This window comes from Enterococcus sp. AZ163, from assembly GCF_050498925.1.
GTDB lineage: Bacteria > Bacillota > Bacilli > Lactobacillales > Enterococcaceae > Enterococcus_A > Enterococcus_A ferrettii.
The window spans coordinates 468,844-492,723 of the sequence record NZ_JBIPAO010000003.1 but is presented as its reverse complement, the minus strand read 5'-3'; the positions used below and the strand labels follow the sequence as shown (position 1 = coordinate 492,723).

At 39.5% G+C, this 23,880-nt stretch carries 26 protein-coding genes; 9 read left to right on the top strand and 17 right to left on the bottom strand.

All coding sequences use genetic code 11. The annotated features are described in order from the left end of the window. Window positions 1-12: 12 nt before the first annotated feature. The 4 genes from IGI46_RS23975 to IGI46_RS23960 all read right to left on the bottom strand — a co-directional run bounded on the left by IGI46_RS23975 (window position 13) and on the right by IGI46_RS23960 (window position 3,623). Window positions 13-480: a MarR family transcriptional regulator gene (locus IGI46_RS23975; protein WP_429965378.1), complete on the bottom strand. Its 468-nt coding sequence runs from the start codon at window positions 478-480 to the stop codon at window positions 13-15. Between the two features lie 120 nt (window positions 481-600). Further along, a complete protein-coding gene (locus tag IGI46_RS23970) occupies window positions 601-1,386 on the bottom strand; it encodes a ChbG/HpnK family deacetylase (protein WP_429974435.1) in 786 nt (261 codons plus the stop codon). Continuing rightward, window positions 1,355-2,785 (bottom strand): PTS transporter subunit EIIC, encoded by a 1,431-nt coding sequence (locus IGI46_RS23965; protein WP_429974434.1) that lies wholly within the window; start codon window positions 2,783-2,785, stop codon window positions 1,355-1,357. The genes IGI46_RS23970 and IGI46_RS23965 overlap by 32 nt, the downstream gene beginning before the upstream one ends. Before the next feature lies 1 nt (window position 2,786). After that, window positions 2,787-3,623: a PRD domain-containing protein gene (locus IGI46_RS23960; protein WP_429974433.1), complete on the bottom strand. Its 837-nt coding sequence runs from the start codon at window positions 3,621-3,623 to the stop codon at window positions 2,787-2,789. A 373-nt stretch (window positions 3,624-3,996) separates the two neighbouring features. Between IGI46_RS23960 and IGI46_RS23955 the strand changes: the two genes are divergently transcribed. From IGI46_RS23955 to IGI46_RS23940, 4 genes are all read left to right on the top strand, one after another. Beyond that, window positions 3,997-4,983, top strand: coding sequence for a helix-turn-helix domain-containing protein (locus IGI46_RS23955; protein ID WP_429974432.1), 987 nt, complete (start codon window positions 3,997-3,999; stop codon window positions 4,981-4,983). 261 nt (window positions 4,984-5,244) lie between these two features. Then, the gene (locus IGI46_RS23950; protein WP_429974431.1) at window positions 5,245-6,132 is read left to right on the top strand and encodes a carbohydrate kinase family protein; all 888 of its coding nucleotides are present in this window, start codon (window positions 5,245-5,247) and stop codon (window positions 6,130-6,132) included. Then, complete coding sequence (locus IGI46_RS23945; protein ID WP_429974430.1) at window positions 6,129-6,428, top strand: hypothetical protein; 300 nt, start codon at window positions 6,129-6,131, stop codon at window positions 6,426-6,428. The genes IGI46_RS23950 and IGI46_RS23945 overlap by 4 nt, the downstream gene beginning before the upstream one ends. Window positions 6,429-6,459: 31 nt before the next feature. After that, complete coding sequence (locus IGI46_RS23940; RefSeq protein ID WP_429974428.1) at window positions 6,460-7,107, top strand: DUF3885 domain-containing protein; 648 nt, start codon at window positions 6,460-6,462, stop codon at window positions 7,105-7,107. 39 nt (window positions 7,108-7,146) lie between these two features. On the opposite strand, the gene IGI46_RS23935 is transcribed toward IGI46_RS23940, so the two are convergent. Beyond that, window positions 7,147-8,322 (bottom strand): M28 family metallopeptidase, encoded by a 1,176-nt coding sequence (locus tag IGI46_RS23935; protein WP_429974427.1) that lies wholly within the window; start codon window positions 8,320-8,322, stop codon window positions 7,147-7,149. A gap of 87 nt (window positions 8,323-8,409) precedes the next feature. Here IGI46_RS23935 and IGI46_RS23930 point away from each other — a divergent pair, with 87 nt between their 5' ends. Then, window positions 8,410-9,303, top strand: a complete 894-nt coding sequence (locus tag IGI46_RS23930) for a helix-turn-helix domain-containing protein (protein ID WP_429974426.1) — start codon at window positions 8,410-8,412, stop codon at window positions 9,301-9,303. A gap of 331 nt (window positions 9,304-9,634) precedes the next feature. Here IGI46_RS23930 and IGI46_RS23925 read toward each other — a convergent pair whose 3' ends face one another. From IGI46_RS23925 to IGI46_RS23900, 6 genes are all read right to left on the bottom strand, one after another. Beyond that, on the bottom strand, window positions 9,635-10,303 hold the full coding sequence (locus IGI46_RS23925) for a hypothetical protein (RefSeq protein WP_429974425.1): 669 nt from the start codon (window positions 10,301-10,303) through the stop codon (window positions 9,635-9,637). Between the two features lie 287 nt (window positions 10,304-10,590). Beyond that, the gene (locus IGI46_RS23920) at window positions 10,591-11,430 is read right to left on the bottom strand and encodes a Cof-type HAD-IIB family hydrolase (protein WP_429965389.1); all 840 of its coding nucleotides are present in this window, start codon (window positions 11,428-11,430) and stop codon (window positions 10,591-10,593) included. Between the two features lie 191 nt (window positions 11,431-11,621). After that, window positions 11,622-12,539 (bottom strand): carbamate kinase, encoded by a 918-nt coding sequence (arcC, locus tag IGI46_RS23915; RefSeq protein ID WP_429974424.1) that lies wholly within the window; start codon window positions 12,537-12,539, stop codon window positions 11,622-11,624. Between the two features lie 14 nt (window positions 12,540-12,553). Continuing rightward, window positions 12,554-13,546, bottom strand: coding sequence for an ornithine carbamoyltransferase (gene argF / locus IGI46_RS23910; protein ID WP_429974423.1), 993 nt, complete (start codon window positions 13,544-13,546; stop codon window positions 12,554-12,556). Window positions 13,547-13,573: 27 nt separating this feature from the next. Continuing rightward, on the bottom strand, window positions 13,574-14,989 hold the full coding sequence (locus IGI46_RS23905) for a basic amino acid/polyamine antiporter (RefSeq protein WP_429965392.1): 1,416 nt from the start codon (window positions 14,987-14,989) through the stop codon (window positions 13,574-13,576). Between the two features lie 97 nt (window positions 14,990-15,086). Further along, window positions 15,087-15,854 (bottom strand): dimethylarginine dimethylaminohydrolase family protein, encoded by a 768-nt coding sequence (locus IGI46_RS23900; protein ID WP_429965393.1) that lies wholly within the window; start codon window positions 15,852-15,854, stop codon window positions 15,087-15,089. Window positions 15,855-15,970: 116 nt separating this feature from the next. On the opposite strand from IGI46_RS23900, the gene IGI46_RS23895 reads away from it, so the two are divergent. After that, a complete protein-coding gene (locus tag IGI46_RS23895; protein WP_429965394.1) occupies window positions 15,971-16,606 on the top strand; it encodes a GntR family transcriptional regulator in 636 nt (211 codons plus the stop codon). A 93-nt stretch (window positions 16,607-16,699) separates the two neighbouring features. On the opposite strand, the gene IGI46_RS23890 is transcribed toward IGI46_RS23895, so the two are convergent. The 6 genes from IGI46_RS23890 to IGI46_RS23865 form a co-directional block, all read right to left on the bottom strand. Next, the gene (locus IGI46_RS23890; RefSeq protein ID WP_429965395.1) at window positions 16,700-17,410 is read right to left on the bottom strand and encodes a GntR family transcriptional regulator; all 711 of its coding nucleotides are present in this window, start codon (window positions 17,408-17,410) and stop codon (window positions 16,700-16,702) included. A 55-nt stretch (window positions 17,411-17,465) separates the two neighbouring features. Beyond that, on the bottom strand, window positions 17,466-18,371 hold the full coding sequence (locus IGI46_RS23885; protein ID WP_429974422.1) for a class I mannose-6-phosphate isomerase: 906 nt from the start codon (window positions 18,369-18,371) through the stop codon (window positions 17,466-17,468). Between the two features lie 9 nt (window positions 18,372-18,380). Continuing rightward, window positions 18,381-19,199 carry a PTS system mannose/fructose/sorbose family transporter subunit IID gene (locus IGI46_RS23880; protein WP_207704710.1) on the bottom strand — a complete coding sequence of 273 codons (819 nt, stop codon included), beginning with the start codon at window positions 19,197-19,199 and terminating at the stop codon, window positions 18,381-18,383. A gap of 12 nt (window positions 19,200-19,211) precedes the next feature. Then, window positions 19,212-20,060, bottom strand: coding sequence for a PTS mannose/fructose/sorbose/N-acetylgalactosamine transporter subunit IIC (locus IGI46_RS23875; RefSeq protein ID WP_429965397.1), 849 nt, complete (start codon window positions 20,058-20,060; stop codon window positions 19,212-19,214). A gap of 24 nt (window positions 20,061-20,084) precedes the next feature. Further along, complete coding sequence (locus tag IGI46_RS23870) at window positions 20,085-20,582, bottom strand: PTS system mannose/fructose/N-acetylgalactosamine-transporter subunit IIB (RefSeq protein WP_429974421.1); 498 nt, start codon at window positions 20,580-20,582, stop codon at window positions 20,085-20,087. A gap of 93 nt (window positions 20,583-20,675) precedes the next feature. Further along, entirely contained in the window at window positions 20,676-21,086 is a 411-nt protein-coding gene (locus IGI46_RS23865) for a PTS sugar transporter subunit IIA (RefSeq protein WP_429965399.1), read from the bottom strand. 164 nt (window positions 21,087-21,250) lie between these two features. Between IGI46_RS23865 and deoC the strand changes: the two genes are divergently transcribed. The 3 genes from deoC (at window position 21,251) to IGI46_RS23850 (ending at window position 23,719) form a co-directional block, all read left to right on the top strand. Next, window positions 21,251-21,952, top strand: coding sequence for a deoxyribose-phosphate aldolase (gene deoC / locus IGI46_RS23860; RefSeq protein ID WP_429965400.1), 702 nt, complete (start codon window positions 21,251-21,253; stop codon window positions 21,950-21,952). A gap of 298 nt (window positions 21,953-22,250) precedes the next feature. Further along, window positions 22,251-22,694 (top strand): MarR family winged helix-turn-helix transcriptional regulator, encoded by a 444-nt coding sequence (locus IGI46_RS23855; RefSeq protein ID WP_429965401.1) that lies wholly within the window; start codon window positions 22,251-22,253, stop codon window positions 22,692-22,694. Then, window positions 22,694-23,719, top strand: coding sequence for a threonine aldolase family protein (locus IGI46_RS23850; protein WP_429965402.1), 1,026 nt, complete (start codon window positions 22,694-22,696; stop codon window positions 23,717-23,719). The genes IGI46_RS23855 and IGI46_RS23850 overlap by 1 nt, the downstream gene beginning before the upstream one ends. Window positions 23,720-23,880 lie beyond the last annotated feature (161 nt).

The window sequence follows — 23,880 nt, the reverse complement described above, 5'->3', positions numbered from 1 at the left end:
TTTTCAGTGAGATTACTTCGAATGAGTATCCTGTCTATTCATTTCTTTGGTTAGGTGCTCATTATAAGAATCGATAAAGTGCAGCATTCCAGTAAACTGTTCCTCTGTTAATTGATCAAAAACAACTTTATCCCTGTTTTGAAACTCATTGTGCAGCGCCTCATGTATCTGAAAAACTCTCTTCCCCTGCTCCGTTAAATCAAAATAAATTTCTTTTTTGTTATCAGGTTTTTGATAGCTTTCAATTAATCCTTTTTTCACCATTTTTTTCGTCAGCTTACTGATAGCACCGCGAGTCATGTACATGCCTTCAGCCAGCTGAGTGACATTAGGCAAAGGATGGTTGCCAATAAACTCTACACAATGTACCTCGGAGGAAGTGTAACCTTTTAAGCTTTCTTCCATTTTAGGTTTATTCAACCAATTTATTTTATTGAAAAGCTCTCGAAAACCCACCATCAGCTGTTCTTCTTTATTCACAATGCTTTCCTCCTGCTTCTTTTGATTGTTTCAATCAGTATAGAACTATTTTGTTTCCTTTTCAACAAAACAAAAAAGGCTAAACTCCTGTGAAAGATAGTCTAGCCCTACATAAAAATATTACAAATCTTGGTAACTCATTTGTTGAATTTGCAGCTGGTCCAGCATTTCTTTAACTGCAGGATCAGTTAATAACGTAATCTCCAATGTTCGTGGTGTTAACAACGAAGAATGCTTAATAATATAGTCATCTAAGTAACCGGGATGAAAAATCATCATATCGACACCATCATCATGAAGATTATCCAGCATACTCTCTAAACTTAGATAAGGATTATAGTCTGGCTGCATTGCCTCCATCCATAAATAAACCTTCGTTCCATTCACCCAAATAAAAGCGTCAGAGCTTAAAGTGTTGGGGCCTTCCCCTTCAGGCAAACCAGAATACTTTAACCCCTGCTTATTTGCGAAAGTCTCCATGGCTTTAAAAAAGTTCTCACTGGCAACCGCATGCCCTTCAAAATAATCCGGCTTCCTGCCGAATAGTTTCAAAAAACGACGATATTGTGCTTCAATCTCCAACATTACTTCATCAAATACCACAAAGTCAGTTTTAGCATTACGATAAACCTTCGAAGACTTGAAATTTCCCATGTCATCAACTAACGATGGAATCAATTGTGCGGGAGTTATTGGTTTCCCTGCGCAAATGTTCGTATGCTGACCAAAGGCAATTGCTTCATTTTTTAAAAGATTTACTCCATGTTCAGTAGCTGGCATATTCACCATCACACCTACACTCTGGATCAGACCCTCCTTAACGGCTTTTTCCATGCCATAATTAACTGCTTCAGAATAACCCAAATCATCTGCTCTAAGCAGGACTTTTTTCAAGAATTGATTCATTTTTTGTCTCTGTCTCCTTCACACCAAGAATGTAAGTAACTGCCGCTGTTACTGCAAAACCTAAACCGCAAGAAACGAAAGCATTGATTGTATTAGCATTGCTTCCACCAAAGAAGGCGGCTAAAGCAGCAAAGTTAGCTACCGGAATCATGGCATACGTAGTCACACCAGTAATTCCAGCATAGATTCCACCAACAACTCCGCCAGCCATCAACCCAATAAATGGTTTACGGTAACGAACACCCAACCCATAAACACCCGGCTCCGTTACACCTCCTATAAATGACGCTGCTAAATAACTGAACGCTAGAGCTTTTTGATCTTTATCACGAATTCGCAAAAATGCTCCAAAACACATTCCCGCAACACACATACTAGAAATAATCGCTGCCGGATTAACCAAGGCTTCCTGCCCATTTTGTGCCATTACTGTAATCATGGTTGTAATCATAATCAAGTGCATCCCCGTCATAACTAAAAATTGCCAAGATGCTGCAATTAAGGCCACTGCTAAAAAACCGCCAATTGAATCAAGTGACAATAAGAAGCTTCCAATATATTCACCCGCGACAAAACCAATCGGACCTAAAACAACCAAACTAATCGGCAGCATTACAACAATTGTAAACGTTGGGACTAGAATGGTGCTTAATGTTGCAGGTACAACTTTCTTGAAAAAAGGTTCGACATAGGACATCACCCATACAGACAAAATCATCGGAATCACCGTGCTGGCATAGTTTTGCGGTGATGCTGGCAGACCGAAAACATCAAAGCTGGTTCCCTCAGCAGCCATCTGAACGAAAGTTGGATGGATCATTATTCCTCCCAAGAACATTCCTAAAACGGGTGTGACACCAAACTTCTTACTGGCCGTATAGCCAAGAAAAACCGGAAAAAAGTAAAAACCAGCATCTCCTACAAAAGTTATTAACGTAGCTAGCGACGTTCCCTCATGAATCCAGTTCAGCATAGATGGACCAAACACTGACATCACCATTTTAAACATTGAAGCTGCGATCAAAATCGGAATCAACGGCGTCAAGCTCCCCGCCAGATTATCCAAAATTTTATTGCCGAGGGATTTGAACGAGAAAGGTTCTTTTTCTTTGGAGGCTGGGGCTACTTCCGCGGAAGATAAATGCTCTAACCCAGCCGTATCAATTAAAATTTGATACACCTTGCCGACTGTTTGTCCAATAATAATCTGATATTGTCCCCCTGATTGAACCGCACCAATCACACCCGAAATTTTTTTAATTTCCTCATCATTAAGTTTGCTCATATCTTTTAAATTAAACCGTAATCGTGTCATACAATGGGTGACACTGGATATATTTTCTGCTCCCCCAATATTACTTAAAATGGCTTTCGCTAAAACAGTATAATCTTTACTCATTTTACATGCTCCTCACATTTTTTTCGTAAAGTCGATTAATGTGAATCATTAAATAAAGCAGTTCGTCATTGGTTGGTTCTATAGCATAAAACTGATAAATCAACTCACTAACCTTTTGTGCCAATAAATAAATCTCAGGATGCTGCTTCTGTAAAGCATCTAAAAGCTCTGTGCCCTGACCAAACAATTCTTCTCCGCTTCGTAACCGTTTCAAATAATAGAACATGTGCATATAAAAACGGTTATAATTAAATTCATTTCGATCGACTGTGATCTCTAACTCCTGTTCAATTAGTCTAGTGATCTGTTGGATAATTTCTTCAATAACAGCTTCTTCCTGTGAAATTTTATACTCCGACTGACTGTTAACAAAATGCATCGTAATACTAGTAATCTCACCCTTTGGTACAGTGATATGCGTTTGTTGCTGAATCATCTTAATCGCTTTTTGAGCAAGCTCGGTTTCCTTAGGGTACATTTGTGCTACTTCATAAGAATAATTCATTCGCACATCCCTATACGTAGTTAGACGTTGGATTGAAAAGTTGATATGGTCAGCTAAACTAAATACCAATGTTGGATTTAACTGTCCATTCAACTCCGTTTGGGCCATACTGACAATTTCTGCACTCAGATTTAAGATTTCTTCTGGCAGTTCTGTCAGCAGTCCTTCAAAATGTTCACTTAATTTATAAAACGTCATCGTTATCTTGTTAAGATCTTTCAGCTCATAGGGGGTTTTAGGAAACCCGATCCCTCTACCAAACGCGATCAGATGATTGCCATTATCATCGATGCACTCTGCTACATTGTTATTGATTTTTTTTACTACTTTCATCTATTTCACCTCACACAAAAAACTCTTCGAGAACACACTCCACCCCCTTGGTAAAAAGGAAATGGTAATGCCTCAAAGAGTTACAATCCATTTGTTTTTAATTGATGCTTAAATAGTATACGATTCAGAAAGCGTTGTCAACCATAAATTGCAATCTTGCTTTAAGATGTCTTAGATGAGATTCTTATGCTGATATAGATTCTGTTACTTCAAATTCACCTATTTTTAATCTAATACCCTGAGAGGCTATCTTGTTTCGAAGATTTTTCTATATTGTTAAGCAAGTCTTGTGCAAAAAACTTGCCAACCACAACTTAAATCAAGCGGCAGCTTACTATTTTCTTTATAGTAACAGCAGGGTGGTCGAAAAGAGGTGGAAGAATTGTACGAATGGCAGCAGCTAATCCAGCTGATCGTTGATGAGATTGATATTTGCATTGAACATTCTTATAGTGAAGCATTAACTCTGCGTTTTCTTTCTCGCAAACTGGGGTATTCAGAATTTTATACGACACGAAAATTTAAGGAAATTGCCGGCGTGTCGTTTCGGGATTATTTATGGAAGCGTAAATTGGCCTTTGCTTTAAAGGAAGTAAGAGACAGTGAAAAAAGCCTGCTGGCTATTGCCCTTGAGTATGGCTTTTCTTCTCACGAAGCGTTTACTCGGGCCTTTAAGAAAGTTTTTGGTATTGCCCCCAGTGAATACCGAAAAAATCCTCAACCAGTCATTCTTCGGACAAAAATCCTGGCCTTTGACCGCTACTTTTTAGGATTAGGAGAGATAGGTATGCAAAAAACAACAGAGGAGCTCAAGATTTATTTTGTTACGATTCCTGCACACAAATTTTTACACATTAGCAATAATGAGAGCAACGGTTATTGGGATTTTTGGAAGAAGCAAAGTGAAATTCCCGGACAGGATTGCGATACGATTTCTGGGTTGCTGGATAGTATTAAGGGAAAGCTGGATGATGATGGCGGCAGCCAATCGAACAGTGGCAGCGGGCAGCTAATGGCTTACATTAACGATCCTGCTGGACGACTTTGTGACTGGGGATTTCCGCGAGTTGAATGTTATGGCGCGCGTTTGCCGATAAATTATGCGGGTGAAGTACCTGAACAAATGACCTTGACAGATATTCCTGAAGCAGAATATCTAGTTTTTGAACATGGCTCATTTGACTATGAACAAGAAAACCGAAGTATTGAAGAAAAAATGGAAACAGCTATGATTTCTTTTGATTTTGACGGCACTGGGTACAGCTATGATACTTCTTCGGGCAGAATCATTTATATGTATCATGATCCCGCGCGTTACTGGAAATATATTCGCCCAGTAAAAAAATATGGTGAGGCTTAATTTATTCAATCAATGGCCTAAATGAGGCAGTGACATAAAGCAGCACAGCCTCTTTATAACGAATAATCGGTGTGACTAAAGCAGCCCTTTCGGAAATAAGCCGAATAATCACAAAAATATGAAAAGCTATTTTCGGATTATCCGGCTTATTTCTCTGAGCTGAACGCTTTTGTCACAACCTCATTTTTCGCTGCTGCCAATATGCTAAACTAGTACTAACAATAGAAACCTGAATGCAGCGGACTATAAGGAGGAATTACCTTGAGTATTTTGTGTATTGGACAGGCCGTTTATGATATTACTTTTCCTATAGAAGAATCTATCGTAGAAAATCAAAAGTATCGCACGTATGATCGCCATGAATGCATGGGAGCCCCGGCCGCCAACGCCGCATATCTTTGTGCATTATGGGGAACGGAGACTTCGTTGATCGCCCGAGTGGGAAAAGATTTATTTGGTCAGGAGATTTTGCGAACTTTAGAGCATGTTGGGGTTAAAACCGCGGGAATCCGTCAAGAAATGAATCAAAAAACTAGTATCAGTAGTATAATAGTCAATAAGAAAAGCGGAAAACGAACCATTTTAAATGCACCACTAAAGGAAGCTTATTTCGAACCCCACTGGCCGGAAAAAGACCCCGAAGTGCTATTACTGGATGGACACGAAAAGGATGTTTCTTTAGCAGGGCTTCAAAAATATCCCCAAGCGATATCGATGATGGATGCTGGGACTTATAAGCCTGAGTGTTGGCAGCTATTTCAAGCCGTTGATTATCTCGTTTGTTCTCAGGATTTCGCTTTCCAATATACGGGAGTGACCATCGACTTAGACGAAAAAGAGACACTTAAAGCAACCTTTGAAAAGCTGGCGGAGCTAAACTCCAATCAGCTGGTAATTACTTTGGGAGAGCATGGCAGTATTTATCTAGAGAATAACGTTATTATACATACTCCAGCCTTTCCAACGAAGCCAATCGATACTACTGGAGCTGGAGATATTTTTCACGGTGCTTTTGCCTATGCTCTTCATCAAAAGCTGTCATTAACTGAAATTATTCAGCTATCTTCCGTTGCAGCGGCTCTTTCAGTGGAGAAGCTTGGTGGTCAAACATCTATTCCGTTATTAAAAGAGGTGGAAAAATTGTTATGAAAAAAACGAAACAGTTGAATCATTTGGCGCTGGGCTTGATGATTGTATTCTATTTTCTATTACTAGCAGGAAATCGGCTGCATATTATTCCAGCTAACATAAACATGGTTGCTTTGTTCAGTTTTATCTTAATTGCCATTACCATCATATTTGGCTTTATTATTGTTCCAGCTGATGAAAAAAGGCTGTTTTTACCGAAAGGGATCGGTTATGGCTGGACACCCAATCCGCGAAATAGAATCGGTTTCTTGATTTATTTAGGGCTACTGACTTTGACAGCAATGGCCCTGTTTTAACAGACCAATTAAATAAGAAAGTAGGCAAATGATGACTCACTCCTTCAATCAACAGGTGTTCGATCAGCTGCAGGCTGCCTATATCTCCGATTATGCAACTGAAGATCGTTATTTGACCTTTGACCAGCAACGAAGCTATCACTTTAGGATGAACTTATCCTATTATTACGAAAACATCACCGCAAAAACTTTGACAAAAACTGTTGGAATAGTCCGAGAATTAATTGACAGTATTTTTTCTGATGAACAGACCATAGTAATTGCTCAATATATTTATCAAAGAAAGCAATTGAAGAAACTACTCGATCCTTCGCTGATTCGTTTAGATCGCTTCCGCTCACTTTTATTTGAACAAGGGACCTTGAGATTACTAGAGTATTCAATTGAAAGTCCGTTAATTTTGCAAAAAATCGGTGCTTCTTTGGTTTATCAAGACTTTTCTAACCTAAATCCAGGTTACCCTCATCTGGTAAACCCGACAATTTTAATCAATTTGAGAAAAGAAATTATCCTGCATATTTACGATGATCGCGGCTGTGATGTTTTTTGCAAGGAAGAAAGAGATTACTTGGCACTGACAAACCAGTTTCAACCATACATCGAGAGTTATACCAGAGATATGATGCAATTAGATTATACCGTGTTAACTTCGCCTTATGGTGTACGCTTTACAAAATAAACTACGAGCGTCCCTGTTCTAAGAAACGCTCGTAGTTTTTTAACATGTTTGAACTATCTTTTTTAAAAAGACAACTGTTTCAGCAATCCGATCAAAATCTACGATTGATAAATTGTCATTAGGAGTATGCATTACCGCCTCCATCAAGCTGTAAATATTGCTGGAAGTCAGAGCTACTGCTGGGATACCAGCTCCAGCAAACAGTATATGATCTCCCATCGGCCACGGGTCAGTCGGTTCCAGTTGTGGAGAAACTGCTGTAATTTCCTCAATTTTTTGTTTCAATTCTTCTGGAAACTCATAAAAAGAATAAGACGTACTGCTTCCCTGCATCCCAACACCATCCACATTGAAGGCACAATGATAAGCTGTCGGATCAGTTAAGGATTCAGCCATAAACGTCATTTCTCCTGGCATTGAATAATAATCTTCACCGTTAAACAAAACCAATTCAATCTGATAATCCGTTTCGACCGAAGCCAATTGTTCCGCGAGAGTTAATAAAGCAGCCACTCCGCTGCCGTTATCCAGCGCACCAGGTGTTGTTGGTTTGGTATCAATATGAGCAGAAAACGATAGCTTTTTGCCGGTTCCCTTAGTGGCAATTACGTTTGTGGCGACTGCTGGGTGTCGTTCAGTACATAAGCGCAATTGATTCTCTCCCTGGCTGTTTAATAAAACTGGTAAAAGATTGCCTTTAACCGCTGCACAAGGAATATCGAAATCCCCGTCTTGAATAATTGGTACTGGTACTTCTGACAGGAAGCTGACAGTAATTACTGCTAGCGGCTGCTTAACTTCCAGTTCACGAATAATCGCTTGATGTTCTTCAGGATTCCAAAACGTCATACTTTTCGGCATCAGAGTTTCTTTACATAAGTCACCGTACAAGACACAAATTTTATTGGCAAGCTCTGCGGATTTCAATTTATCGAGTGATTCAACACATACAAATTCTCCAATTACATCACAAGGCAGTGAATATTCGGCTGTAGAAACTTCAACTTGTTGACCGTCAATCACTAGTTCAGCACCATCATTTTGCCAATCCATACATGCAAACTCTTGTAGAAGAACTTCATACCCTAAATTTTCAAATACCTTAGTTGCATAATTCACGGCGCTCTGATTAGCGATTGATCCAGTGGCACGTGCCCCAACTTCTCCACAAAGCTTGTTCATATGACGTTCGACTGTTTTTTTAATTAATTTCATTTTGTCACGCTCCTCTTTACTTGATACTATAAGTATAAGAGGTCACCTGAAAAAAACTTGACCTTCCTTGTGAAAGTGAGGAATAAAATGGCAAATTTAGCACAGGCTACTGCAGTAACTCGCATGCAGGAATATATTGAAACGCATTTGGATGAAGAACTTACTTTGCATCAGTTAGCTCAGCAAGCTGGGTATTCTCCCTGGCATTGTGCCAAATTATTTAAAGAATACACTCAAAGTTCCCCGTTTGAATACATTCGCAAGCTGCGTTTATCTCAGGCAGCTTTAGTTTTGCGAGATGAACAGCGAAAAGTGGTAGATGTTGCCTTGGATTTTGTCTTCGATTCCCATGAAGGCTTTACTCGGGCCTTTCAAAAACAATTTGGCATCCCTCCGAAAGCCTATCAAAAAAAGACTCCTCCAATACAGTTGTTTCATCCTTATCCGGTGGAAAGCTATTATTTAATGGAAGAAATATGTCATGAGAATCTGCCGATAGCACAAAAATTACATGTTCGTTTAATGGAATATCCAACAAGGAAGATGATTTTACTAAGAGGAAAGAAGGCCTATTCTTATCTTGATTATGCCAAAGAAACGGGCTGTGATGTGTGGGGTATTTTAGTAAGTGTTAAGGAAGCACTTTATGAACCTGTGGGCATGTGGTTGCCGGATTCCTTTCGCCTCAAAGGAACTTCGCTTTATGCTCAAGGAGTTGAGGTACCGGCTGATTATGAGGGCGAAGTTCCAGCTGGCTTCGACTTAATTGATTTACCTGCCTGTACCATGTTAGTTTTCCAAGGAGAACCCTATGATGAAAAGTATTTTGAAGCGGCAATTGTGGATTTGATGCAGCAAATCGACACTTATGATCCTAGTCAGTGTAATTGTGTTTGGTCTAATGAGGCCGCCCCACGGGTTCAATTGGAGCCCCAAGGCTATCGTGGTTATATTGAAGCTCGTCCCGTTCGGATAATTTAAAAAGGAAGTACTTTGCTGATTACAATGGGAAAAGTGCTTCTTTATTTGATAATAGATGAGCTAGGCTAAGAAATAAATAATATCAGCCTTAATACTACGGTCTGTTGGATTAATCCTGCGAGACCAACAGCCAGAATAATCAAAACGCAAAGACTAGGGCTTTCCCAGCTCTTCTTATGGAACAGACTCGCTAATTTGAAAGTCTCAGCAGTTCGCTGCTTGCATTCTATTCGCTTTCTTTTCCAACCGTTCACTATCATAAATATAAAAGTATACTATCTTGTACTCAAAAACCACGAAGCTTGAGGACTTCGTGGTTTCTACTAATTTATTAAATACCAGAATCAGCCGTATCAATTAATTTGTTATCGATTTCTTCCAAATCTGACTGGTCGGCTTCATAAAAACCGTCGCTGTTTTTCGCAACCTTCACCTCAACAGTTGATTTTTTACCATAGGTTGGATTTTCTACTTTTTCATTTAAATAGTCATACAAATGCTGAAATGCTCTTTCGTTAAGCTCTTGATCATCCGGAACAGTGCCATCTTCAACCATTTGGGCCATCAATTCAGCTGTCAGTTCTTCCTGAAAAGCAGCCATATTCTCCTCGACTCCTTCGAACAACTGAAGTGTTTCGATTTCTACTGGTACAGTGAAGCTATCGTCATCGCCCTTTTTTGCTTCACCAACTGTATATTTTGTTTTTTTGAATATTTTTTTGAACAGTTCTTCGTATTTTCCAGATAATTCATCAGAAAGCGCATCTACATCTATCGCGTCCATTTGCGCTTCAATCGTCTTATTATATAGATCCTCTGCGTCTTTTTTAGTAGATTCTGTCAGCTCAATATACTGATCATATTTTCCTTGTGTTTGTGTATCCAACATACTTTTCACATAGCCACTAGCATCATATGCACCAGCTCCACATGCACTAAATAGGAACAATGATGCTATCAGCATAATCCCCCAACGTAATAAAATCTTGCCTTTTTCCATCCTAAAAACCCCTTTTTTATTATTTAACTCCATTGACTTAAGATCAACAGGTTATACTCCATTCTGATAAACACCCTATTATTATCAAAAACTAGATTATTCTACTTATCGTATTACACTCGCATTCCACTTTTCCTATCGGTTTATTCATCCTGAATAGGACTATGCTTGTGAAATTACAATCATTATATGATTATAACATCTACCATTTTAAAACTGAATAAAAAAAAGAGTACCAGATACAAAAAATGTACCTTGTACTCGATTTTCATCTATCGTCACCAAGCTTAAGAAAGCTTATGCTTTTTCAAAGCCAAGGCAATTCCGTCTTCATCCGGTGAGGTTGTCACTTCATCAGCAACTGCCAATAGTTCAGCACATGCATTGCCCATAGCAATCCCCGTCGCAACTGCGGCAAACATTTCTACATCATTATGTCCATCACCAAAAGCGTAAGTATCAGCCTTATCTTTATTCAAGTGCTTCAAGACTGCCTCGATCGCACTTTTTTTGTGAATATTCTTAATCCCAATTTCTCCACTGTCTGGACCAAAGGCTGGAACGGTACTACGCATCATCTGGAAGTCACCATAATATTTGTGATGAATTTTTTCGTAGGGAATCGAATGATTCACGAAAGAGACCTTGTTAACATCCGCATAGTCAATTTGTTCTTTGTCTTCAATCAATAAATCCATGAACCATTGAATTTTTCCTAAACGAGCCTGACCTTCTTCACTATCAGCCGAAACACCGTTTAAAGTCAGGTTAGTTAAGGTCGTTTTTAAATTTTCGCTGGCAAATAAGCCGTTGTTTGATTCTAGATAATAATCAATCTGGTTGCTTTCTAAAAAATCAATCAGCTTTAGCAATTCGGTCGAATCAAAAACCTTATGCAAAATTACTTCATCGTCTACTTCGCAATATCCACCGCCGGCACCGATAATCCCACTCAACGGCAGATCTAATGCTTCTTGCGTAATTTCCGCTTTAGAACGCCCAGTACACAAAAAGAATTGATGACCTTTTGACGCTGCTTGATTAATTGCTTCTTTAGCACTTTCTGGAATGATGCCGGCATCATTGCACAGCGTTCCATCGACATCTAAAAAGATTAGTTTTTCCATTTCTCCACCTCGAATATTTAATTAGAAAGACTTCGCGAATCCCCCGATTCATGAAAAAACCCGTTAAGGAATAAGCCTCAAAGAAAGCCTTCTCTTAACAGGTTTAGCCTAGTCGCACTAGTCACTATCCATCTTTTATGGTAATCGTTTTCTGGTGAAAGGTCAATGTATTCTGACTGATTCTCTTTTATCTAAGGTGTAATAATTGTCGCTGTTCCTCCCTTTAATGCAGCTTCTGCTTTTTCTAAAGAAGTAATAATCGCTCTGCCTCCAGTTGCTTCCACATAGCTAATCGCAGCTTCAATTTTCGGCAGCATACTTCCTGCTGCGAAATGTCCTGCCTTTACATAAGAACGTACTTCCTCCACTGATACCTGACCTAGTGCTTCCTGGTGCGGCTTATTAAAATGGAGATATACTTGATCTACTGCTGTTAAAATCAATAGAGTTTCCGCTGATAATTCTATTGCCAGCTTGGCACAGGAGCGATCCTTGTCAATCACAGCAGCAATTCCTTGATAGCCTTTCTCTGTTTTTACGACGGGGATTCCACCTCCACCGACTGTTATTACAATTGCAGATTCATCAACCAATTGCTTCACCGTGTCGATTTCAACTATGTCAATCGGTAAAGGTGACGGGACTACTCGACGATAGCCTCTTCCAGAATCTTCAACAAATCGAAAGCCGGTTTCCTTGGATATCGTTTCAGCCGCTTCTCTACTTAAAAACTCACCGATTGGCTTCGTTGGTTGTTGGAACGCAGGATCATGAGTACTGACAACGACTTGAGTGATAATTGCCATACAATTTCGCTTTACCTTTTCAGCATCCAATTGATTTTTAATCGCCTGCTGTAAATGATAACCGATATATCCTTGACTCATGGCGTCACATTCAGGAAAAGGCATAGCGGTTCCTTGCTTTTCACGTTCAAAAGCTGAATTGATCATACCCACCTGTGGTCCATTTCCATGCCCAACCGCAATTTTGACGTCCTGCTTAGCAATCGCAAAGATAATTTCAGCGGTTTTTCCCACTAACTTTAATTGTTCCTGAGGAGTATTTCCTAAAGCATTTCCCCCTAAAGCTACTACTACTGTTTCCATAGTCCCCTCCAACATTATTTCAAAGTGGCATACATGATGGCTTTGATTGTGTGCATTCGATTTTCCGCTTCATCAAAAACCTTTGATTGACTAGATTCAAATACTTCATCCGAAACCTCCATTTCGGTCAATCCAAATTCCTCATGGATCTGTTGACCTACTTCGGTTTCAAGGTCATGAAACGAAGGTAAACAGTGCATAAAAATAGCATCTTTTGCTGCTTGCTGCATCAGAGGTTTGTTCACTTGGTAGGGTGCCAACAATTTAATCCGCTCTCCCCATACTGAAGACGGTTCTCCCATCGAAACCCAGATATCCGTATACACTACGTGAGCATTCTTTACACCTTCATTTGGATCTTCCACAAAGCTTAAGGTCCCTTGGGTCTCCTGACAAATTTTTTGACATTTTTTAATTAGATCCTCTTCAGGCATTAATTTTTTAGGTCCGCAAGCGGTAAAATGCATTCCTAATTTCGCACAGACTACCATCAACGAGTTAGCAACATTGTTTCGGGCATCTCCCATAAAAGTAAAATTTAAACCTTTTAAATAGCCAAAGTTTTCCTCAACTGTTAACATATCCGCAATCATTTGGGTCGGATGAAATGCATCCGTTAATCCATTCCAAACAGGAACACCTGCTTTTTCTGCCATTTCTTCAACTAATGCTTGAGAAAATCCCCGGTATTCAATGCCATCATAAAAGCGTCCTAAAACGCGAGCAGTATCTTCAATGCTTTCCTTTTTTCCCATTTGAGATGAACCAGGATCTAAATAAGTGACCCCCATCCCTAAATCCATTCCAGCTACTTCAAAGGAGCAACGTGTGCGAGTGGACGTTTTTTCAAATAAAAGCACGATATTTTTTCCTTCTAAGTAACGATGAGGTGTGCGGCTTAATTTCAGGTTTTTAAATTGTTTTGATAATCGAATAAAGTACTGAATTTCAGCTGTACTAAAATCCAACAGCTTCAAAAAACTCTTCCCTTGCAAATTTACTGGCATAACTTTCAACCTCTTTCTTCTATTATTTTAAGCAGCTAACAGTGTAGGCAATTGAGACAATCCGTAGATAGATAGTAAGAGTACCATAATGAAAAAGACCCATTCATAATTGGTAAAGACTCGTTCTTCTTTTTTCCGCTTTACGTATATATACATAATTGATCCTGGACACAAAGCTAAAATCGTTAAGATGATAAATGTTGAACCTGAGGCTAAAATCAGCCAAAGCATGTAAACCGTCGCGATTACTCCTACCATGATATTTTTGATTGTAGATTTCTCCTTGGATTGCCAAATTAATTTCATTTGAAATAATGCGACACAAGTATAAGGCAGCAAAATCGTGGAAGAGGACAATTTTGAAAGCAGCGAATACGCCTCATTCGTAACCAAGAAACTTAACAGCATAACTTGAATAGTGACATTAGTAATAATCGTTGAGTTAATCGGCATTTTGTTTTCATTTTCTTTAGTAAAAATTTTTGGAAACAATCCTTGAACTCCCGCCTGATAAGCCACCTCTTCTGCCAAAAGTGTGTTAGCAATCCATGCCCCAAAAATTGCGACAATCACACCTAAATTGACAATAATTGCTCCTGGTCGTCCGATAATGTGTTCCAACACAAAAGCCATCGCTGGATTGGGTAGCGCTTGAAGCTGCTGCTGACTTAAAATGCCATAAGAGAAAACGGTGACCGTTGCATAAATCAATGTAACCGCCGCAAAACCTAGCAAGGTAGCCTTTCCAACATCACTACGTTTTTTAGCTCGACTTGAAAAGACAACCGCACCTTCAATCCCAATAAAAACCCATACAGTCACTAAGACGGTTCCCCTCAACTGTTCGAATATACTAGAGCTGCTGCCGTTGCTAGCCAAATTACCCCAAAAGTCCTCAAAAAAGACATCTTTATTGAAAGCAAACAAGATACAAACAATAAAAATTAAAATCGGAATCATTTTTGCAATCATAACTACTGCATTCAACAAGGTAGCTTTATCCAGTCCTCTCAAAATCATAAAGTGGATAATCCATAAAACGATGGAAGCTCCTAAAATTGAAAAGACATTTTGACCGTTCCCGAATACTGGAAAAAAGTAGCCTAGTGCACTAAATAATAATGTCCCGAAAGCTACATTTCCAATGTTGACGGAAACCCAATAACCCCAAACTGAGTTGAAGCCAATATAATCACCGAACCCTTCCTGAGCATAACTAAAAATACCAGAATCCAAATCCGGTCGTTTGTTATTCAAATTCTCCATACAAAATGCCAATGATCCCATCCCAACTCCGGCAATAATCCAACCGATAATTGTCACTCCCACTGAAGCAGTATTGGCCATTTCCTTCATCAAATTGAAGATACCGGCACCAACGATCGCACTGACAATAATACCAATTAGGGGAAAAAGACCAATCTTTTCCTCTGAATTTTCCAATTTTTTCACCTCTCCTAGTAAAAAAACGGAGAAATGCTAAGAATTGTCTCTCCTTTTCCAGCATTCCTCCTTGGATAAACGTCACTCTGCAGTCGTCTTAAAACCGTAAAGACAAACAACTTAACCCACCATCAATTTTGCGAAACTCAGATGTATCGACTACTAGGACTTTGTATCCTAACGCTTCAATCTTCTCTTGAACCTTCGGATAACCTTCTGGCACAATTACATAGTCATTCATCCAAATACAGTTCGCACCATATGCTTCATCCATATCAATCTCAATTTTATTGAATTTTTCAAATTCCGGTGCGGTTTTGAATTCCCCAGCTACCAGCAAATTATTATTTTCCAGGTAAGCCAATCCGGTTTTCAAATGAAGCATTTCTTTCATTTCAACCGCTTGACCAGATAAACCATAGCTTTCTAAAATCTGAATCATTTGATCTGCTCCCGCTTGGTTAGTGCGCTCAGATAAGCCAATATAAAAATGATCACCAACCATCATGATGTCTCCAGCTTCAATTGTTCCTGGCTCCTTAATATATTCAATGTGCTCATAAAAATTTTCAAGGGCTTTCAGCATATCCGGCAGGGCTGCTTCTTTTCGGCGACTCATTGCTCCTGGGCGAGTAATAATCGCACATTTACTGGTGCATAAAGCTACATCTTCCACAAAACAAGCATCAGGAAATTCATCCTTCGGTTCTAAAACTGTCACATTCACGCCAGTCTTAGTCAAAGCGCTTACATAGTTCTCATGCTGCATTAAAGCTTTACTATAAATTGGTTTCCCCTCATCTGCACTTGTTAATCCTTCCGAGATTGTTTTAGACGGCACACGAACGATAACATTTTTAAACATAATCCATCCTTCTTTCTTTTTATTTTACAGCTAGAGTATACAATATACATTTTTTGTTTGCAAGCCTTTTCCAAAAAGAATTATTTTGTAGTACAATAGAAGCTGGGAGGATGATTATGGAACCAAAGGATAAAGTATACCAATTTATATCAGAGCAGCTAACCTTAGGAAAGCTAAAAAGAAAAGATCGGTTAACTGAACAGTACCTTGTAGACAACTTGGGAATCAGCAGAACACCGATCCGCGAGGCTCTGCTGCAGCTTGCTTCAGATGATATTTTAGAAAGAGAACCTCGTAAAGGGTTTAAGATACGAACCTACACGGAAAAGGATGTTGAAAATCTTTATCAGCTGATTGGTGTTTTAGATGGGAAAATTGCTGAATTAACCGTTGATAAGCTGTCAGAAGATGATTACGCTTTGATGAAATTCTTAATTGACAGTATGTACTCTGCAATCAACAATGAATTGTATACAAAATACAATGAACTACAGCATCAATTTCATGAATTATATACAGTGAAATGTGACAACGGATTGCTAAGGAAAGAAATCGATAGTAAAAAGAAAATGTTTATTGGAAAAGCATATTCTCGGATTGAAAAAGAGCAGATCAAAGAGCTGTTGCTGGTTACGAATCAGGAACACGAGGAAATTCTTATGATGTTTAAAAAAGGGCAAGGCGAGAAGCTGCGTCATTTTTTAGAGCACACTCATTGGCGGCTAGAAAATGCACAATATGATATCTGGTAAAAAAAGAAGTTGAACCGCCATATGGTTAGAACCTGTCTGTTAGAATTTTGATCTAATAGACTGGTTCCAGCACAAAGCGGAACAGCTTCTTTTTTATTGTGATAATTCAAATACGAAATAGTTCAAATCACCACGGTATTTTGAAATAGAATACTCGACGGGTTGTCGTTCGTTGCTAAAGCCTTGGGTGTGAAAATAAAACAACGGTTCATCTATTTCAACATCCAGCAAATCACTAGTAGTTTCATCAGCTTTAAGAACCTCTAATTTACGAGAAACCGCTATCACTGGATAACCTGCGTCCTCCAATGCTTTATACAGCTTTTCTTGAGTGAAATCAATCTGTTGAAAATTAGGAAACAAGCGATAAGGAACATAGCTGGTAACTAAAACTACTGGTGTATCTTCTGCATATCGCAGGCGAATCAATTTGTAAACTTGGTCACCTTTTTTTATCCGAAGATTTTCGGCCACTTCATCACTAGCCGTCGTTACTTTAAAGTTTAAAATTTTTGTTTTGGGCGCCAGTCCTTTGCGGTTCATTTCAGAATCGAAGCTCTCGATTACGTGCGTAAATTCCTGTTGAAACTTCGGTTTAGTTACTACGGTACCACGTTTTTTACGCTTTTCTAAATAACCTTCATTAGCCAGTGACTGAAGCGCTTGACGAATCGTCGGCCGACTAACTCCATACAACTCAACAAGCTCATGTTCAGTGGGAATCAGCTCATTTTCAGGATAAACACCGGATTTGATTTTTTGCAACAAATCATCACTTATTTTTTTGTGTAATGGGATCCTCATTGATCATCTGCCCCTCAATAAATTATCCTTATTATTATAGCATACAATCCCCACATCAACTATAACGCCAATAAGGGTTGGGGGTGGCTAGTACACATTCAGCTTTACCAGGTAAAATCGCTTCCTCTCCCGGCATCAGCAATAAACTTTGACCGGCTCGGCAAACATTTTCAGCTAAAATCAACTCACCAGAAAGAACGGTCAGCATACTGGCAATTGATGCCGGATTTTTCACCTCTCCAGAGACTTCCAAGTGTTGAAGGGTGAATTCTCTTTGGCTGACTGTTTGATCAAGCTCAAAGGTTTTCTTCTCTACCTGCTGATCAAAAATCAACGTTTCCAGCGCTGCGTCAACATGCAGCTCACGTTCTTTGCCATTGCTGTCTATTCGATCATAATCGTAAAAACGATACGTAATATCAGTAGATTGTTGAATTTCGTAAACCAGTGAGCCCTTGGTCAATGCGTGAATCGTACCAGACGGAATATAAATCAGATCATTACCTGCTACCGGGTATTCCTTCAGAACTTTTTTGTAATTCTTTTTCTTGACTGCTTCTGCAATCATCTGCTTATCTGATGCAAGCTGCTCAGCATAAATCCAGCCTGCTTCCGGTGGCTCAATAAAATACCAGGCTTCACTTTTTCCATATGGCATCCCCTCATGACTTTGCGAATAATCGTCAGTTGGATGGACTTGAATACTCAAATTTTCATCACAAGCAGTAAAAGAAATAATCAGTGGATAAACCTCTCCTGGCAGCAAACCAAATTTTTGTGGATCTTGCTGAATTAGCCTATTTAATGTGGCGTCTGTATTGCGAACTAAACAGTCGATTTCTGTAATCCCACTAGCAGAATACACAGAACCAATTTTTGCGATTCCTTCGTCCCCTTGATACTGGTGCAACCGTGGCGTTCCCCAAATTCTTTCCTTAGAAATCGGTTCTAAAATATACATAACAGCCTCCTAAAATACACCAATTACGACGCCAACTGCTGAGATAACAGTCAGAACAAGAATCACTTTAGTTGCTGTCAATTGTTTTGAGGTTAATAAATACCAAGCCAACAACACCATTCCCAACGGTAAAATACTAGGGAAAATACCGTCCAAAACATCCTGCAGTTTTTGTACTTCATCCCCCATCGGAATTTTGATTGCTGTCGTTAAAGCAATGTTAGATGCAGCAAGTCCACCAACTACCATAATCCCCAAAATGTTAAAGGCATCAGTAATCCGTTTGGCATTCTCACCGATGATGACATCAATGGCATTTACGCCTAAACGATAACCATTCATGAAGCACAGATAGGAAATTAATGGACCGATAATACCATAGCTAACCAAGTAAAATACTGGTCCAAGTGCATTTCCTCCAGCTGCTAAGCCCATCCCGATTGATAATAGGATTGGAACAATAATTCCTTGAATAATCGAATCGCCAATTCCGGCCAAGGGACCCATCAAGGTTGTCTTGATATTGATCGGCATTTCTTCCGGCACATCGCCGCCTAACGCAATTTCCTCTTCTAATGAAGCCACGATTCCGTTAATTAATTGTCCCGTTTGTGGTTCAGTATTATAGAACATCGAATGACGCAGCAGCAGTCTTCGTTTGGCATCAGGATCATTTTTATAATACTTTTCAGCAAAAGGTAAGTAAGAAAATGCCCAGGCATGTGCCTGCAGTTTTTCATAACTCATGGAAGATAAATGGGTGAAACCCCAGCGTTTCCAAATTTGCCGTAATTCTTTTTTACTTAATCGTTGTTCAACCTTTTCCATCACTTTATCCTCCTAGAATAAGTCATCGTCTTCATATGCGACATCCGCTGCTGGTCCGGCATCAACCACTGGTGCAGAATTGCTTCCACCATTGCCTGAACCTTTCCCGGTGCTTAAATAAACAATATAAGCAACCATTGCTGCCAAGAAAACTAACGCAATCATGTTTAATTTTGCAAAAGCCATTAAAACAAAACCTGCGAAGAAAAAGACTAAATGTATTTTATCCTTGATAACAATCCCCATCAACATTGCAATTCCTAAAGCCGGCAGCACCCCACCTAAAACCGAGATGGTATCTGTAACTACTTGCGGTACATTTGACAGCAGCCAGTCTACTAAGCCTCGGCCGAAGAAAATTGCCGCAAAAATTGGTACCGCTCGTAAAAGGAACGTCGTAATTTGAGGATAAACTACATGATTCAATGTAATTCCGCGATCATCAATGTTTTCCGCTGCTTTTTGGGCACGCGTATTCCAGAAAGAATATAAGGCCATCCGAGTATTATAAAAAATAAGTCCGAAGGTTTGGCCAATTAAAATCGATAATGTTACTGCCACGGCCGGATCCTTAGTAGTTGCCAAGGCTAAACCGATACCGCCGTATGCCGCATAGGTGATCTCACTATTAGTAGCTCCACCAGTTGACAGGTTTGCTATGAATACTGCCTGAACTGCTAAACCGCACAAGACACCTGCTTGCACATCACCAAAGGCAATTCCCGTCAACAAGCCTGCAACTAACGGACGACCAACCACGTAAAACCCGCCGCTCATACCGAATAACCAAGGACTTTCAATCGCTCCTAAGTAACAAAAAATTCCCGTTAACAGTGCTGGTAAAAACAAACTTCCTTCCATCTTCTTTCCTCCTCATTCCTGTAGTTAATCCTTTAACGAATTGTATTTTTCCTTCATAACCCTCCAAGGTTTCGTTTCATCATCCGGCAGCAGCTGGAAGCCAATCTCAATTCCCTGCTGATCCATGTATTCAAAGGCATCATAGTCCTTTTGATCAATCGCTACCGTCCGTCCCAATACCTTCGCTCCTTCACGAGTGTTCATAGGTCCGACATTCAGCTTCTTGCCAAAATCTACGCCCATCTCAACTAATTTGGCAAAGGTTTGCGGAGAGTTGCTGATGAGAAAGAAATCTTTCGTTGAATTTTTACCTTTAGGAATACTTTCAACTGCTTGCTCTGTCGTGTAAACACCTAATTTTAAATTGCCTGCTGCTGCTTTTAATACCCGCTTACGCAAGTCATCCTGTGCAATGTCATCGCCAACTACCAAAACACCTTGCACCGAACGTGCTTTGGTCCAACGAGTAGTCGTTTGACCGTGAATTACTCGATCATCAATTCTTGCTAATGTAATTGTCATGATATATTACCTCCAAATTTTTATTTTTCTCTCTTACTCACTTATTTATTACCTCTTAACTATCACTTATAACGAAAAAGTTGTTCACCCCAGCTAAAACTCGATGTCGTCTTCTGAGTCATCTGCATCAATACCCGCAACACCAGCTTTTCCAGTTGATAAAGCTAATTCGTACAGCACATCTAGCGTGCTGGTTTCCAACGCTAATCCAGCTTCAATCAGCATCGGTAGATTTAATCCTGCCACCACCCGGACTCTTTCAGGATGATTAAGATAGTAATTCAGAGCTTCGTTATAAGGTGTTCCTCCCTTTATGTCAGTAATAACTAACACTTCTTTTTCTGACAGTTCATCCATTTTCTGTTGAAAAATTTGAGTAAACGTTCCTATTCCCTCATCTGTTAGGCTGATAGCCTGGATCTTTTCATTGATTCCGGCTATCATTTGATAGCTGTTCAATATACCTTGACAAAACATACCATGTGTAACTAACATAATGTGCATTCTGCTGATTCATCTCCTTTTATGTAATAACATTTTAAAGCATATCCAAATAATACCTTGATAAGAAAGCGATGTCAACATCTAAATGTAATTATTTTTTGTCTTGACAACTGTCAAATTCTACTTTATGATCATTTATGTAATAACATAAAGGAGGAAAAAGCATGACAACTTATTCAATTGACCAATTAGCACAAATGATTGATCACACCAACTTAAAACCTTACGCATCCCGGGAGGATATGAAGACCCTTTGCCAAGAAGCAAAAGCTTACCACTTTAAAATGGTAGCAATTAATCAGGTACAATCCGCACTTTGTCGTGACTATTTAGCTGGCAGTGATATTGAAATTGGTGCAGCCATCAGCTTTCCACTTGGACAAACTTCTATTACTGCGAAGGTTTTCGAAACAAAAAATGCGATTGAACTCGGGGCAACTGAGATCGATTATGTCATTAACCTAACAGAAGTGAAGACAAAAAATTGGGATTATTTGAAGGATGAGATGGCACAAATCGTGGCAGTTTGCCGAGAAAATCAAGTTGTTTCAAAGGTGATCTTTGAAAATGCCTACTTGTCAGATGAAGAAAAAATCGCGCTATGCAAAATTGCGAAAGAAGTCGAACCTGATTTTATTAAAACGTCGACTGGTTTTGCTCCAAGCGGTGCAACCTTTGAAGATGTTAAGCTGATGAAGGAACAGGTTGGTCCCAAGGTGAAGGTAAAAGCAGCAGGTGGGATTCGTGATGCCGAAACCTTCAAAAAAATGCTGGCCTGCGGTGCAGAACGGATTGGAACCAGTTCGGGACTTACGATCATTGATACCTTTAAGGAAGAAGCCGTGAATGGCGAAATTACTATATAGAAGAAACCCGATTGACGGAAGCTATTGTTCTGTCAGTCGGGTTTTGTTGTATGTTGTCTAAATGATTATTCGACTCGCCAATGCTAAATTTTATTTCAATCACAGCGATTAGGTGACCGCTTGCACTATCAAATGACAATTAATATCCATAAATCGGCAACCAACTAGCTTCTTCCTCCCGCGATACTTGATCTTATTTTTCTTGTACACCTATCCATTCTAGATCGAACAAAAAACAATAGTTGACAAAGTCCACTAAAAATTCTATGCTTGATCTAACACAAAAGGAGCGATAACCGTGACTATTGAAAATATCCGGCAGTTCAATCGCTACTATACTCGGATTCTAGGCGTATTTGACAAGAAAGTCTTTAATCTGGACTATTCCATGATTGAAATGCGGATTCTTGGTGAGATTGCCCGTAACAAAGGTACTACCGCCAATCATTTAGCAAAATTCATGCGAATGGACCGCAGCTATTTAAGCCGCATAGTCAATAAGTTGGAAAAAGTCGGCTATATTACGCGACAAAACGATCCGGCGGACAAACGAATTTTTCGGCTGTTTCTTACTGATAAAGGAGAAACTCTGAACAGTTTCATTGAAGAGCAGTCGGATAAGCAGATCTTAGAGCTGCTTCACTCCTTGGATGCCGAGGAAATTACTCAGCTGAAAACAGCTATGGGCACGATTGAAACAATTTTGAATCAAGTAGTTCCCAACGAAATGGAGGAAATGTAATGCTATCATTTGAAAACGATTATTCTGAAGGTGCTCACGAAATGGTGCTGAAGCTATTACTAGAAACCAATATGCAGCAGGAATCTGGTTACGGAACTGATACCTTTACTCAACTTGCGAAAGAGAAAATCAAAGAACAATTAGATTGTCCAGAAGCAGAGATCAAGTTCTTAGTCGGTGGAACGCAAACCAATCAGATTGTGATTACTGCACTTTTGAAAAATTATGAAGGTGTTTTGGCAGCCGATACCGGACACATCAGCACTCATGAAGCTGGAGCAATTGAATTTTGCGGCCATAAAGTATTAACGCTGCCCCATAACTTAGGAAAGATTAATGCCGATCAGGTCAGAGACTACGTGGAAACTTTTTACGCCGATGGCAACCACGAACACATGGTGGCACCCGGAATGGTTTACATTTCTCATCCAACTGAGTATGGCACCCTCTATTCGATGGAAGAACTTGCATCACTTTCAGCAGCTTGTCGAGAGTTTGAGATTCCACTTTATTTGGATGGGGCTCGTTTGGGTTATGGATTGATGAGTGAGGAAACAGATGTAACGATGGCTGATATTGCGCGTCTATGTGATGTCTTCTATATTGGCGGAACTAAGGTCGGTGCTTTATGTGGCGAAGCATTGGTTTTCACCAAGAATAATTTGCCGAAGCATTTTGTTTCTATTATTAAGCAGCACGGGGCGCTTTTAGCCAAAGGCCGTTTATTGGGAATTCAATTTTTAGCCTTGTTCAGTGATAATTTGTATTTTGATATTAGTCGACATGCGATTGAAATGGCGCAATTATTGAAGGAAGGCTTTACGCAAAAAGGTTACCAAACCTTAATTGATTCGCCAACGAATCAGCAGTTTATTATTCTAGAAAACGAAAAGTTGAAGGCTTTACAGCAACAAGTTCGCTTTTCTTTTTGGGAAAAGTATGATGATACTCATACGGTCGTGCGTTTTGCTACCTCGTGGGCGACCACAAAAGAATCTGTCGAGCAGCTGCTAGCACTGATTTAACCCATAAAGAAACCTCTGGAAATTAATAAAGAATTTATTTCGGGGAGAATCGTAGAACCCTTTACCAAAACTAATTGCAACAGATTTTCGAACAAAAGCTGTCACAATTTTCTTAACAGAATAATGTGACAGTTTTTTGCTATACAAATTTTTAACTTAAA